General features: G+C 64.0%; 11 protein-coding genes. 2 read left to right on the forward strand and 9 right to left on the reverse strand.

Annotation, left to right across the window (positions count from 1 at the left end; all coding sequences use genetic code 11):
• Positions 1-52 precede the first annotated feature (52 nt).
• A complete protein-coding gene (gene nagB, locus OU02_RS07610; RefSeq protein WP_033489689.1) occupies positions 53-841 on the forward strand; it encodes a glucosamine-6-phosphate deaminase in 789 nt (262 codons plus the stop codon).
• Between the two features lie 82 nt (positions 842-923).
• Entirely contained in the window at positions 924-2,213 is a 1,290-nt protein-coding gene (locus OU02_RS07615) for an N-acetylglucosamine-6-phosphate deacetylase (RefSeq protein ID WP_051918295.1), read from the forward strand.
• Here the strand turns inward: OU02_RS07615 and OU02_RS07620 are convergent, their stop codons facing one another.
• From OU02_RS07620 to OU02_RS07660, 9 genes are all read right to left on the reverse strand, one after another.
• The gene (locus OU02_RS07620; RefSeq protein ID WP_033489690.1) at positions 2,214-4,553 is read right to left on the reverse strand and encodes a glycoside hydrolase family 3 N-terminal domain-containing protein; all 2,340 of its coding nucleotides are present in this window, start codon (positions 4,551-4,553) and stop codon (positions 2,214-2,216) included. It lies immediately after the preceding gene.
• Between the two features lie 229 nt (positions 4,554-4,782).
• A complete protein-coding gene (locus OU02_RS07625; protein WP_051918296.1) occupies positions 4,783-5,505 on the reverse strand; it encodes an HAD family hydrolase in 723 nt (240 codons plus the stop codon).
• Between the two features lie 175 nt (positions 5,506-5,680).
• Positions 5,681-6,244: a heat shock protein transcriptional repressor HspR gene (locus tag OU02_RS07630; protein WP_238551998.1), complete on the reverse strand. Its 564-nt coding sequence runs from the start codon at positions 6,242-6,244 to the stop codon at positions 5,681-5,683.
• A gap of 5 nt (positions 6,245-6,249) precedes the next feature.
• Positions 6,250-7,293 carry a DnaJ C-terminal domain-containing protein gene (locus OU02_RS07635; protein WP_033489694.1) on the reverse strand — a complete coding sequence of 348 codons (1,044 nt, stop codon included), beginning with the start codon at positions 7,291-7,293 and terminating at the stop codon, positions 6,250-6,252.
• Positions 7,294-7,420: 127 nt separating this feature from the next.
• A complete protein-coding gene (grpE, locus tag OU02_RS07640) occupies positions 7,421-8,080 on the reverse strand; it encodes a nucleotide exchange factor GrpE (RefSeq protein ID WP_033489695.1) in 660 nt (219 codons plus the stop codon).
• Complete coding sequence (gene dnaK, locus OU02_RS07645; protein ID WP_033489696.1) at positions 8,080-9,942, reverse strand: molecular chaperone DnaK; 1,863 nt, start codon at positions 9,940-9,942, stop codon at positions 8,080-8,082. The genes grpE and dnaK overlap by 1 nt, the downstream gene beginning before the upstream one ends.
• A gap of 311 nt (positions 9,943-10,253) precedes the next feature.
• Positions 10,254-11,294 (reverse strand): LacI family DNA-binding transcriptional regulator, encoded by a 1,041-nt coding sequence (locus OU02_RS07650; protein ID WP_033489697.1) that lies wholly within the window; start codon positions 11,292-11,294, stop codon positions 10,254-10,256.
• A 50-nt stretch (positions 11,295-11,344) separates the two neighbouring features.
• Positions 11,345-12,112 carry a TraX family protein gene (locus OU02_RS07655; protein WP_033489698.1) on the reverse strand — a complete coding sequence of 256 codons (768 nt, stop codon included), beginning with the start codon at positions 12,110-12,112 and terminating at the stop codon, positions 11,345-11,347.
• 40 nt (positions 12,113-12,152) lie between these two features.
• On the reverse strand, positions 12,153-12,926 hold the full coding sequence (locus OU02_RS07660; protein ID WP_051918297.1) for an HAD family hydrolase: 774 nt from the start codon (positions 12,924-12,926) through the stop codon (positions 12,153-12,155).
• Positions 12,927-12,928: the final 2 nt, after the last annotated feature.

Genomic DNA, 12,928 nt, shown 5'->3' on the forward strand with positions numbered 1-12,928 from the left:
CTATTTCCTCATTCAATTCATTGCCATACACAGCAGGCCAAGGAGCATCATCATGGCAGAAGTCATCATCGTCCGTTCGCAGCAGGAAGCCGGCGCGATCTACGCGCACTGCGTCGCGAACCTCATCGCGCGCAAGCCGGATTGCGTGCTCGGCCTCGCCACGGGGTCAAGCCCGCTCGCCGCCTACACCGAACTCGCGAAGGAGATCAAGGAACGCCATCTGGACGTGTCGCATGTGTGCGGGTTCGCGCTCGACGAATACGCCGGACTCGACCCGTCCCACCCGGAATCGTACCGTAGCGTCATCACGCGCACGGTCGTCGAGCCGCTCGGGCTCACCCCGGAACTCGTGCATGTGCCGGACGGCAACCTCGACACAATCGAGCACGCCGGGCAGCAGTACGACGCGGCGATCGAGGCGGCCGGCGGTGTGGACGTGCAGATCCTGGGCATCGGCACGGACGGCCACATCGGGTTCAACGAACCGGGGTCGTCGCTCGCGTCGGGCACACGCATCAAAACGCTCACCGAACAGACGAGGGAAGACAACGCGCGCTTCTTCGACGGCAATGTCGACAATGTGCCGACGCACTGCATCACCCAGGGCATCGGCACCATCATGAAGGCGCGGCACCTCGTGCTGCTCGCATTCGGCAGCGGCAAGGCCGAAGCGATCGCGGAGACGGTCGAAGGCGGCGTCTCGTCGTTCTGCCCGGCGAGCGCGCTGCAGCTGCACCCGCACGCGACCGTCATCGTGGACGAAAAGGCCGCGTCGAAACTGCGCAACAAGGACTATTACCGCTACGCATACGCGCACAAGCCGGCGTGGCAGGGCATCTGAACGCGTACAGGCACGCACGCGCACCACGCAGCACTCCCGCACATAGAGACGGCATAGAGACCCAGAAACCAGAAGTGACACCATGCATCACGAGCACAGACCCGAACACGATGGCGTCCCGGCCAGCCCGCAGGAACGGCAGGCGACCGCCGAGCGCATCGCACAATCATTCGAACAGCCGGCGCAGGCGTTCGGCATCGCCAATGCCACGCGTATCGACGCGCGCGGCATAAGCCCCCGCAGTTGGGCCATCAGCGAGGGCGGCGTCATCAGCGAGACCGGCACGTCGGCGCAGGCGTTCGAGGAAGCCGCCGAACGCCATGGCATACCCGAACAAAACCGCATCGACGCGCACGGCATGCTGCTGACGCCCGGCTATGTGGACATCCACGTGCACGGCGCATGGGGCATGTCGTTCGACGATGGCGCAGACGGCATCCGCACCGCGCGCGCCGGGCACATGCTCCACGGCACCACAAGGCAGGTGTGCAGCCTCATCACCAATCCGCTGGACGTGATGGAGGCCAACCTGCGCAACGTACGCGAGGCGATGCGCACACGGCCGGACGTCCTCGGCGCGCATCTCGAAGGCCCGTTCATCTCCCCGCTGCACAAAGGCGCGCACGACCTGGCGTGCCTGTGCGACCCGACCCCCGAACGTGTTGCGGCACTCGTCGAGGCGGCCGACGGCTGTCTGCGGCAGATCACCATCGCCCCGGAACTGCCACATGCCATGCGCGCGATCGACACGTTCGCGCATGAGGGCGTGGTGTGCGCCGTGGGGCACACCGACGCCGACTTCGCGACCACCGAGCGCGCGTTCGACGCCGGCGCGCGGCTCTTGACGCATCTGTTCAACGCGATGCCGGGACTGCACCACCGCGCGCCCGGGCCGATCCCGGCCGCGGTGGAGGACCGGCGCGTCTCGATCGAGCTGATCAACGACGGCTTCCATGTGCAGGACCCCGTGCTCCGCTTGGCATTGGGGTTCGCACCGCACCGCACGGTGTTGGTGACCGACGCGATGGCGGCGACCGATTGCCCTGACGGCGCCTACACACTCGGCAAGCTCGACGTACGCGTCACGGACGGCCACGCACGCCTGGTGTCGAATGGCGCGATCGCGGGTTCCACGCTGCTGCTCGAGCACGCCGTGCAACGCGCCGTGCTCGAGCTGGGCATGGCACCCGCGGATGCCGTCGAGGCCGCGACGCTCGCGCCGGCGCGCGTGTTCGGCTTCGATGGGCCGAATGCCGTCACCGGCACACCGCTTGGGCTCGTGTGCCGCGGGTACGCCGCAGACATGCTGCTGCTTGACCCGTCAAGCTGGCAGGTGCGGCATGTCTGGTGCGCCGGGCGGCGGCAGCGCTGATCACCCCTCCACAACGTTGAAGATCGTCGTGTGCAGGTCGCTGTACCGGCTGGAATGCCCGATGAGGACCTTGAACTCGCCCGGTTCCACGATTCGCTCGGCGTCGCCGTTCACAATCGTGCACGCGCTCACCGGCAGATCGAACGCGACGCGGGCCGTCTCCCCCGGCTCGAGCGTGACGCGCCGGAAGTCCTTGAGTTCCTTGTCCGCCCATGTGTATGACGTCACGATGTCGCTGATGTACAGCTGCACGATCTCCGTGCCGGCCCGCGCGCCGGTGTTCGTCAGGTCGATTTCGACATGCACCACATCGTGTGCGGTGAACTCGGAGCCGTTCGTGATGCGTGGCTCGCCGTATGCGAAGGTCGTGTACGAGAGCCCCTCGCCAAACGCGAACGCCGGGTCCTGCGTCAGGTCCGCGTAACGGTCGCCATGCTGCCCGCGAATCTCGTTGTAGAAGACCGGCAGCTGCCCGGCATGGCGCGGGAACGTGATCGGCAGACGCCCACTCGGCTCGGTCATGCCGAAGATGATCTCGGCGATCGCTCGCCCGCCCTGCATGCCTGGATTCGCCGCCCAGAGGAACGCACCGAGCCCCTCGGTGGCGGATTCGTCGACGATGACGCCATTCGTGCCGATGACGCACGGCGGCAGCACCTGCGGCTTGGAGCTGATGAGCACGACGACGAGCGGCTTGTGTGTTTCACGTGCAACACTCACCATCCGTTCGAGCAATTGGTTCTGCCCGCCGAGCAGCTCGAGCGTCGCCGTCGAACACGTCTCGCCGGTCAGTTGCACAACGTCTCCGACGACCGCGATGACGGCGTCCGCACTGCGCGCCACGACTTCCGCCTCATCAAGCAATGCCTCGTCGAGGGGCGCGGCGACGGCGATGTCGGGGCGCGGCTGCCCGTCCGGGAACAGTTCACCTTCTGGATCGGGGACCAGTTCGACGACGTTCGCGCCGCGCGCAACCACGACATCGCAACCCTCAGGCGCGAGCTCGCGTACGCCGTCGAGCACCGTCGTGACCATCTCAAGCGGCTGTCCCTCGGGCATCCACGGCACCTGCCCCGAATTGCCGGCCCAGTCTCCCAGCTGGTTCTGCGCATCATCGGCGAGCGGCCCTACGACCGCGATCCGGCGCGGCATCTCGGCATCGGTGATGGAAAGCGGCAGCACACCGTTGTTGCGTAGCAGCACAACGGATTCGCGCGCGAGCTCGAGGTTCGCCTGCATGTGCGCGTCGGTGCCGATGGTGGCCGAGATACGCTCGCGGTCCGGCAAGCGCGGGTTTTCGAACAGCCCGAGCTGGAACTTGAGTGTGAGCAAGCGCGCGACGGCGTCATCGATCAGCGACTCGTCAAGCATGCCGCTGTTCACGGCGTCGATCGCGCCTTCGTAGAATCCGGGCGTCGTCATGATCAGGTCGTTGCCTGCCTTGACGGCATCGGCGGAAGCGGTCTCATAATCGGGCTTGATGTGCTGTTCCCACACGGCGCGCCCGACGTTGTCCCAGTCGGTCACCAACGTGCCGCGGTAGTCCCATTCGCCGCGCAGCTTGTCGCTGAGCAGCCACTTGTTGAAAGTGACGGGCGTGCCGTCGATCGCCTCGTACCCGAGCATGAACGTGGCGCACCCCTCTTTCGCCACGCGCTCGAAGGGCGGCAGGAACCAGCTTTCCAACGCGCGCTTCGTCAAGTCGGCCTCGGAGGCGTCGCGCCCGCCTTGCGTATACGAATAACCGGCGAAGTGCTTCGCGCATGCGAGGATGGCGTCTTCGTCGAAAGCGTCTCCCGCCTGCGCGTGCTTCTGGTATCCCTTCACCATCGCGGACGCGAGCTCGCCGATGAGCACCGGGTCCTCGCCGAAGGTCTCGTCGATGCGACCCCAGCGCGTGTCACGCCCGATGCACAGCACCGGCGAGAAGGTCCAATGCACCCCGGTGCACGCGACTTCCTCGGCCGTGATGCGCGCGGCTTCCTCCACTTTCCGCGCGTCCCAGCTGCACGCCATGCCGAGCTGCGAGGGGAAGATCGTCGCGCCTGGCCAGAATGAGTATCCGTGGATGCAGTCGTCGCCGACGAGCAGCGGGATGCCGAGGCGCGTCTCGTTACGCACGATTTGCGCGGCACGCACCAGGTTGTCGGGTGACGTGTGCAGGATCGACCCCACATGCCGTTTGACGATGAGCTCGTCGAGCTCGCCTGTGCGCGCGTCGAGCTGCATCATCTGCCCGACCTTCTCCTCAAGGGTCATGCGGCCCAGCAGGTCGCTCACCCGCTGTGCGATGGGCAGTGCTGGATTGAGATAATCGGCATTGGATTCTCGTGAAAACATGGTTCTTCCTCATCGAAGTGTCGGCAAACGCGGTTGCTCCCGAAGTACATTGCCGAGGATAGTCCTGTTTTCGCTGTTTTCGTCAGGCATTTCGCCGTTTTTGTCATTTTTTCGACGATTTTGTGACGAAAACGGCGAAATGCCTGACGAAAACAGCGAAAACAGTGACGGCAACAGCGAACAGGGGCGTATGGGAGAAGAGAACGACTGGGGCAACGCCGCTCCCCGCTCACGCGAGCGGCGCGAGACGGTCGTACATGCGCTGCACCATGCGGTTGAGCGATTCCGGCGTGATGTCGTCGTAGTTCTCGGTCGTGGTGTACCCCGGCCCAGGCACATAGCCGCCGGCCAGATACCCTGTCACCACAACCGTCGTCATGCCGGAGGCGGCAGCGGATGTGCGCCCGCTCATCGAATCCTCGAACGCTACACAGCACGGCAGCAGCGCGTCTGGGATGCCGAGCTTCGCTGCAGCGAGCTTATACGGCGCCGGGTCGGGTTTCTTCGCCACATCGTCGTCGCCGCACACATATCCGGCGAACGCACCCTCCGGCGCCTGCGCGATGAGGTTCTCGGCGAGGTCGCGCGGCGAGGTCGTCACAAGCATCGACGGGATGCCCGCATCGCGCAGCTGCTCGAGCAGACGGCGCACGCCGGGAATCCACGGCAGCTGCTTCTTCTCTTCGTCGGTCACGTATTGGATCATGCGCCGGCCGATCTCCTCGGGCGGCAGAGGGCATCCAAGATCGGCCATCTCCTGCGCGATCTGCGGCACGGGGCGCCCAGAGCCACCCTCGGCCAGCTGCTTCGTCCAGTGGCCGCCGTATTCGTGCACGAGCCGCAGCTCGCCCTCATGCCACAGCGGCTCGGAATCGATGAGCGTGCCGTCCATGTCCCAGAACACACCCTGCAATGCCTCGAGCTTGGCAGACCCGTTTTTCCGAACACTCATACGCACCTCGTTTCGCCACTGCCACCTGCGGGTATCATCTCTGCCAACAATACCCGCTGCACTGGGCGCAGCCCGCGTGCTGTACTTACCAACGCGCCGTTCGTTGCACAAACGATGCCGGCCGGGGCTTCAACTAGCCCCGGCCGGCATCTGCGTACCATGCACAATCGATATGTCAACGGGAAACCGTGTGCCAGAGCACAACGGATTTCGATTGTGCCTCCACCGGCCGGTAGCTCGCTCCGCCGGTCAGTTCCCGCGGAGATGTCTGGAGCCGGTGTCTCCAATGCCGTGCGCGCCGGCAGCGGCGCATCTCGGTGATGCGGCCGTCCATGTCTGCCGCGAACACGCTCCCGCCGGCTTCCACGCGCAGCGCGTGGATCTGCCGGCGCAACTGGCGGTTTTCCTCCTCAAGGTTGAGGATGCGCGCGATCCCGGTCAGGTTGATGCCGTCGCGTTGGCTCATGCGCTGCGACTGGATTAGCCGGTCCACATCGCGCAGTGAGTACCGGCGCGCGCCACCGCTGGTGCGCTGCGGTACCACGAGCCCGCTGCGGTCGTACTGCCGCAGCGTCTGCGGGTGCACGGCCGCGAGTTCGGCCGCACGCCCCACGCTGAACACGGGAAGGTCGATGTCGAATCCCACGCGCGACGCCCCATCAAGGTCGGCACGACCGGCCGCAATCGCCATCGCGCACATCTCGTACAGCCTGCGTTTCTGCTGTTCCATGCGCGACACCGGCATCAGGCCTCCCGCTCGTTCGCGATGTCGGCGGCGAAATCACCGCACATCTTGTCGAACTCCTTCGCCGCATGCTTCTCATGCATGCTCGGCTTCTTCGGCACGCGAATCTGTACGCGTCCCACAAGGTCGCCCGTCTTGCGCGGCGTCTGCACGCCCTTGCCCGAGATGCGCACTTCGTCTCCGCTCGAGGCGCCGGCATGCACCTTGAAGGTGACCTGTTCTCCGTCCATGTCTTTCGCGGTGACCTTCGCGCCATCGACCGCCTCACCCACGGTGACGGGCAGGTCCATGACCAGATCGACGCCGTCCATCGTGAACTTGGGGTCTTCCGTGACGGTGACCTGCAAATACATGTCACCGGTTTTGCCGCCGTGCTTGCCGGGCTTGCCCTTGCCGGCAAGGCGGATCTTCTGGCCGTCCTTCACACCGGCCGGAACACGCGTCTTGAACTTCTTGCCGTTGGCCTTGAGCGAGACCGTGGCACCCTTGACCGCCTGGCGGAATGTCAGCGTGATCTTCGAGTTCAGGTCGCCACCGTCCTCCGGCACCGGGGTCGGGCGGTAGCCTTGATAGGCTCCCTCGCCGTAATCGTCGTATCCATAGCCACGGCCGAAGCCTTCGCCACCGCCGGCACCGCCACCGAACATCGAGAAGATGTCGTTGAGGTTCGACGCGCCGCCATTCGTGGAGAAACGGATGTGCGAGCCGTTGCCGCCGGCGCCGCCACCGAACATCGAACCGAAGATGTCGGAGAAATCGGCGCCGTCGAAGCCGCCGCCACCGGCGCCACCGGCGAAGCGGGCGCCGCCCATGCCGAACTGGCGAATCGCGTCGTACTTCTCACGCGAATCCTTGTCTTTGAGCACGTCGTACGCTTCGGAGATGTCCTTGAACTTCTCCTCGCCTTCCTTCGTCTTGTTGATGTCGGGGTGGTACTTGCGCGCAAGTTTGCGGTACGCCTTGGTGATTTCGCTTTCCGTGGCGTCTTTGGAGACACCGAGGGTCTTGTAGAAGTCTTTATTCAGCCATTCATTCTCAGCCATATTGTGCCTCCTTTCGAGGTCTTATGTTGCACTGTTGGTCGTTGTAAGTCTGTGTATACGCGAACGTGGCCGTGGACCGGAATCGAATGCGGTCCACGGCCACGCTCGCCTGCATGTGCGGCAGTCGTCACTCCTGCGGTGAGGCGACCACCACGCGCGCCGCGCGAATCACGCGGTCGCCGATGCGGTATCCCGCCTCGACCACGGTGTCCACGGTCGCTTTCTCGGCCTGCGGATCCGGCTTGTGCAGAATGGCGTCGTGGCGGGTCGGATCGAAATCCTCGCCTTTCACGCCGAACTTCTCCACGCCGAACTTCTCGAAGGCCTTGTCGATCTTCGCGGCGACAGCCTGGAACGATTCGTCCATCTCGCCACCGTGTTCGCGGATGCGGTCAATGTCGTCGAGCGCGGGCAACTCCGCCGCAAGCACATCGATGATGCCCTGCTGGCGGGCACGCTCCATGTCTTTCTTGGTGCGGTTGCGGTAGTTGATGAACTCCGCACGCTCACGCTGCAACGCCTCGAGGTATTCAGCGGCCTCTTTCTTGGCCTGGCCGAGCGGGGTCAGCTTGCCATCCTTCGAGTCCGCCTCTTCGCCCTCTTCGGGCGCGGCGGCCTCGTCGGCCGGCTGTTCCTGCCGCACGCCTTGCTCCTCGCTGGATTGCGCATCGTTGTTCGCTTCGGGCTGCGCCTCGCCGGCGCCGTCCTCAGGGGCGACCTGCCCGGCCGCGAGTTCGTCGGCGTCGGGCAGGTCGTTGAGGTAATCGTCCTTGTTGAATTCGGACATTACTTGTTGTCCTTGTCGTCGTCCACGACCTCGGCGTCCACCACGTCGTCGTCGCCACCGTTGTCGGCGGCGCCCTGGTCGCCCGCGGCAGCCGCGCCTTCGGCGCCCTGCTGCGCGTACAGCGCCTGGCCGATCTTCTGGGCCGCGGTCATGAGCTTCTCCTGGTCGGCCTTGATCTTCTCAATGTCGTCGCCCTTGAGCGCGTCCTTGAGTTCGTTGACCGCGTCGGTGACCTCCTTGGCCACGTCGTCGGCGAGCTTGTCCTTGTTGTCGTTGACGAGCTTCTCGGTCTGGTAGGCGAAGGCTTCGGCCTGGTTGCGGGTCTCGGCCTCTTCCTTGCGCTTCTTGTCGTCGGCTTCATGGGCTTCGGCGTCGCGCACCATGCGGTCGATCTCGTCCTTCGGCAGCGCGGAGCCGCCGGTGATCGTCATCGACTGTTCCTTGCCGGTGCCCTTGTCCTTCGCGGAGACGTGCACAATGCCGTTGGCGTCGATGTCGAAGGTGACCTCGATCTGCGGGACGCCACGCGGCGCCGGCGCGATGCCGGTCAGTTCGAAGGTGCCCAGCGGCTTGTTGTCACGGGCGAATTCACGCTCGCCCTGGTAGACCTGGATCAGCACGGACGGCTGGTTGTCCTCGGCGGTCGAGAAGATCTCGGAACGCTTCGCCGGGATGGCGGTGTTGCGCTCGATGAGCTTCGTCATGATGCCGCCCTTGGTCTCGATGCCCAGCGAAAGCGGGGTCACGTCGATCAGCAGCACGTCCTTGCGGTCGCCCTTGATGACGCCCGACTGCACGGCTGCGCCGATGGCCACAACCTCATCCGGGTTCACGGACTGGTTCGGTTCCTTGCCGCCGTCGAGCTCCTTGACGAGCTCCTTCACGGCGGGCATACGGGTCGAGCCACCGACCAGGATCACATGGTCAATCTGCGAGACGGAGATGCCGGCGTCGGCCAGCACGTTGTTGAACGGCGTGCGGCAGCGGTCGAGCAGATCCTTCGTCATTTCCTCGAAGTGCGCACGGGTGAGCGTCTCGTCGAGGTGCACAGGCGTGCCGTCAGGGGTCATGGCCAGGTACTGCATGTTGATTGTGGTGGACATGGACGAAGACAGTTCCTTCTTCGCCTGCTCCGAGGCTTCCTTCAGACGCTGCAGGGCGATCTTGTCCTTGCTCAGGTCGACGCCGTACTTGTTCTTGACTTCGCCGACGAGCCAGTCGATGATGCGCTGGTCCCAATCATCGCCACCAAGGTGGTTGTCGCCGCTCGTGGCCTGCACCTGGATCGTCGAGAAGCCGTCGTCGTCCTTGCCAATCTCCAGCAGCGAGACATCGAAGGTGCCGCCACCGAGGTCGAAGACCAGGATGCGTTCGTCTTCCTTGCCTTTCTCCAGACCGTAGGCCAGAGCCGCGGCGGTCGGCTCGTTGATGATACGCAGCACGTTGAGGCCTGCGATCGTGCCGGCGTCCTTGGTGGCCTGGCGCTGGGCGTCGTTGAAGTACGCAGGGCAGGTGATGACGGCGTCGGTGACCGGCTCACCCAAGTACGCTTCAGCGTCGCGCTTGAGCTTCATCAAGATCTGTGCGGAAATCTCCTGCGGCGTCCATTCCTTGCCGTCGATGTCCACGGTCCAGTCAGTGCCCATGTGGCGCTTGACCGAGCTGATGGTGCGGTCGACGTTCGTCACGGCTTGGCGCTTGGCGACTTCACCGACGAGGATTTCGCCGGACTTGCTGAAGGCCACCACCGACGGGGTGGTGCGTGATCCTTCGGCGTTCACGATAACGGTGGGCTCTCCACCTTCCAGCGTTGCGATGCAGGAATTGGTGGTACCCAAATCAATACCGACTGCGCGTCCCATACTTGTTCTCCTTTGTTAGGTTCGCTTATTCATTAACAATGCTTGCTCAAGTCCCGTCAGGCGTGCTGCCCGTGCTCTCGCGTGGGCGGCCTTCTTGGACCTTCCAAAACTTGAGCCTACATCACTCAACTATTGGATGTCAAACTTTATTCCCGCTGCGGAAAAGATTTTCTCCACAATTCCCGGAACTGCGGAATCCCAACAAAAACGCCGCCTCAACAGTCTGTTTGAGGCGGCGTTTCAGCCAATACTCAGCGTGCGTTGGTAGCCATCCGACGAAGGTGGAGCATCAGGTCCATGCGATGAGACAGCTACCGCTCGAGCGGCCTGTCCGGTTCCAAGCGGGCGTCGGTGCCACGCAGCACGAGACGCGGCTCCACGATCGAATGCGGCTCATCGAGCGGCTCGCCGTGCAGCAGCTTGAGGCCCTTCTTCGCGGCGGCCGCCCCCATCGAGAACGGATCCTGCCGCATGGTGGTCAAATCGACCGTATCGGCATACGCGCTGTCGTCGAATCCGATGATCGAATAATCGCGCGGCGAATAGTACCCGTGCCGCTGCAGTTTGATGATCAGCGGAATCGCCATCATGTCCATCTGGCAGCAGATCGCGTCGGGGAATGTCTCCTCGGAAAGCACGGCGGCGAGCGCGGCATCCGCGAAATCGCGGCCGCGCGGCACCGACAGCACCTTCCAGTCGATGTCATGCGTGCTTTCCGCAGCCTCGCACGCGCGCATGAATCCACGCCCGCGCGCGTCGATTGACGCTTCGAGCGATTCCTCGGCCACCGAGCACGTGTAGACGATCTTGTGGTGCCCCAGATTGATCATGTGCTGTGCCGCGCGGAACATGCCGGCCTCGTCGTCGATGCTGATCGAGGCGTCGAACGCGCTGCTCGACGGCGTGTTGATGCCGATAATCGGCACATGCGTGCGGCGCAGCTGTTCGACTTCGTTCGGCTCGATTGCGAATGACGCCACGAACACCGCGTCCACATTGCGCAGCACCGGTAGATTCACGAAGAACGATTCGCGGTTCTTCGCGTCGTCGATGTGTTGGAAGAGCGAGATGTCGTACCCCGCGTCGTGCAGCACCGAATTGAGTCCGGCGAAGACCTGGGCGTTGAACCAGCTCGTCACCTCCTCGTTCATCAACAGCGCCACACGGAACGTCTGCCCCGATTTGAGCGCGGTGGCGGAACGGGAGATGTTGAAGTCGAGCATCGATGCCGCTTCCATAACCCGTTCACGTGTTTTTTCGGAGACGAGCTCCGGGCGAGTGAACGCACGGGAAACCGTGGAAATCGACACGCCGGCGATATGCGCTACTTCACGAATGCCTTTCTTGTGCACGATTGCCCCCTTTGGTGGTGAAATTGGTCAGTTACGTTGGATGGTTGGAATCAGAGCGCCATGCATGCGCAGGCGAGGAGGATGGCCGGGTAGACCGCGTAGAACACCCATGGCGTCCAGAAGTGGCGGTAGCCGAGCTCTCCATTGCGGTAGTGCAGGAACGCGACGCCGAAGCCGGGGGCGATGCCCGAGACGGCGCCCAGTGTCGCGGCGGTGAGCATCATCGTGTTCTCGCGCCGGTGCAGGTAGTAATAGATGACGCAGAAGCCCAACGTGAGCGAGCCGATGTTGAGAATCGCCTGGCTTTGCCCGACGCGCAGGAGCACGTCCCACAGCAGACCGATGATCACGAGGAGCACCGAAAGCGTGACGCGCACCCCGGTCTTCAGGTCTTCCACGGCGTCGAGTAGCACCATCACCACAAGCGCCACTACAAGGCCGAACACCGGGTTCTGCGAGCGGAAGTCGAAGAGGTGGTCGGGGCCGAAGGTGACCATGTCGTACGGCACTTCGCACACGAGCGCGAGGATGAACAGGCGCATGCCGTATTTGAACCAGCTTCGGGTCCTGTCGAAGCCCGTGTACAGCAGCCACGCGTAGATCGGGATGGCCACCCACGAGATCGCCTCGCATAGCACGACCACGGTGAGCACACCCATGTCGTCGGTCGAGGGTGCGCCAAGGAACCTCGGCACGAGGGTCATGCTCGCCGCGGACAGGAACATGAGCACATCGCCGATCACTTTCAGCTTGAACGTCGAAAGGCCTTTCGGCTTCGCTTTCTTCTCTTCGAGGTACTTCGCGTATCCGTCCATCATTCACTTCCTGTAGTTATCCGGCATGCCGGGCATGGCTCCGTCACGCTTGCCCCATTCCGTTGGCTCCGGATGCTTTGGCTTCGGCCTTATGGATGTAGTCGAGCAGGCCCTGATAGTCGGCGCCTTCGAACGACGCGACGGCCTGGTCGGCGGTCTCTCCGCCCGTGTTGTCGTCGGTGTGCAGGTAGACCGCGTCGATGCCGGCCTGCGCGGCGCCAAAGATGTCGCTCGCCTCGTCATTGCCCACCATGAGTGCGCACTGGGGCTCGACTTCCTCGCGGATGAGCGCGTGGCGGAAGATTTCGACCGACGGCTTGCGTATGCCTTCGTCGCTCGAGATGAGCACATCGTCGAATATGTCGTCGAGCCCGAGCAACTTGAGTTCGGGCCAGGTGTAGCTCGCCTGCGCGTTGCTGACGAGCACGACGCGCCGCCCTTCGCCCTTGAGTGTGCGCAGCAGTTCCTTCGCCCCGGGGAACAGCCGCAGTTTCGACGTCGAGGCGCGCCGGAACGTCCATGCGACCTTGCGCGCCTGATCGAGCGTGCCGTCGACCCAGCACGCGCGGAACAGCGCGCGGTACGCGGGCAGCAGATCCGGCTCGAACCAATCGCCACGGTCGCGTCGGGCGTTCGCGCGCACGACTTCGCGCGCGAACTGCTCGCGCAACCGCTCGTTCGTCGGGTATTCCGCGCCTCCCCGGTACAGTGCGGCGCGCAGCGCGGTCCAGGCGTCTTCGGATTGCTCATCCGTGTGGATGTCCACCAAAGTGCCGTACAGATCGAACAGCACCACAGGGTAACGGTTCGCGGTCATCG

Origin of the sequence: Bifidobacterium pseudolongum subsp. pseudolongum DSM 20099 (assembly GCF_000771225.1) — a bacterium.
Lineage (GTDB): Bacteria > Actinomycetota > Actinomycetes > Actinomycetales > Bifidobacteriaceae > Bifidobacterium > Bifidobacterium pseudolongum.

Excerpts from the sequence above, each read along its gene's own strand:
- OU02_RS07635 (WP_033489694.1), bottom strand. The coding sequence starts at position 7,293 with ATGGCTGAGAATGAATGGCTGAATAAAGACTTCTACAAGACCCTCGGT.
- OU02_RS07655 (WP_033489698.1), bottom strand. The coding sequence starts at position 12,112 with ATGATGGACGGATACGCGAAGTACCTCGAAGAGAAGAAAGCGAAGCCG.
- grpE (WP_033489695.1), bottom strand. The coding sequence starts at position 8,080 with ATGTCCGAATTCAACAAGGACGATTACCTCAACGACCTGCCCGACGCC.
- OU02_RS07660 (WP_051918297.1), bottom strand. The coding sequence starts at position 12,926 with ATGACCGCGAACCGTTACCCTGTGGTGCTGTTCGATCTGTACGGCACT.
- OU02_RS07625 (WP_051918296.1), bottom strand. The coding sequence starts at position 5,505 with ATGAGTGTTCGGAAAAACGGGTCTGCCAAGCTCGAGGCATTGCAGGGT.
- dnaK (WP_033489696.1), bottom strand. The coding sequence starts at position 9,942 with ATGGGACGCGCAGTCGGTATTGATTTGGGTACCACCAATTCCTGCATC.
- OU02_RS07615 (WP_051918295.1), top strand. The coding sequence starts at position 924 with ATGCATCACGAGCACAGACCCGAACACGATGGCGTCCCGGCCAGCCCG.
- nagB (WP_033489689.1), top strand. The coding sequence starts at position 53 with ATGGCAGAAGTCATCATCGTCCGTTCGCAGCAGGAAGCCGGCGCGATC.
- OU02_RS07620 (WP_033489690.1), bottom strand. The coding sequence starts at position 4,553 with ATGTTTTCACGAGAATCCAATGCCGATTATCTCAATCCAGCACTGCCC.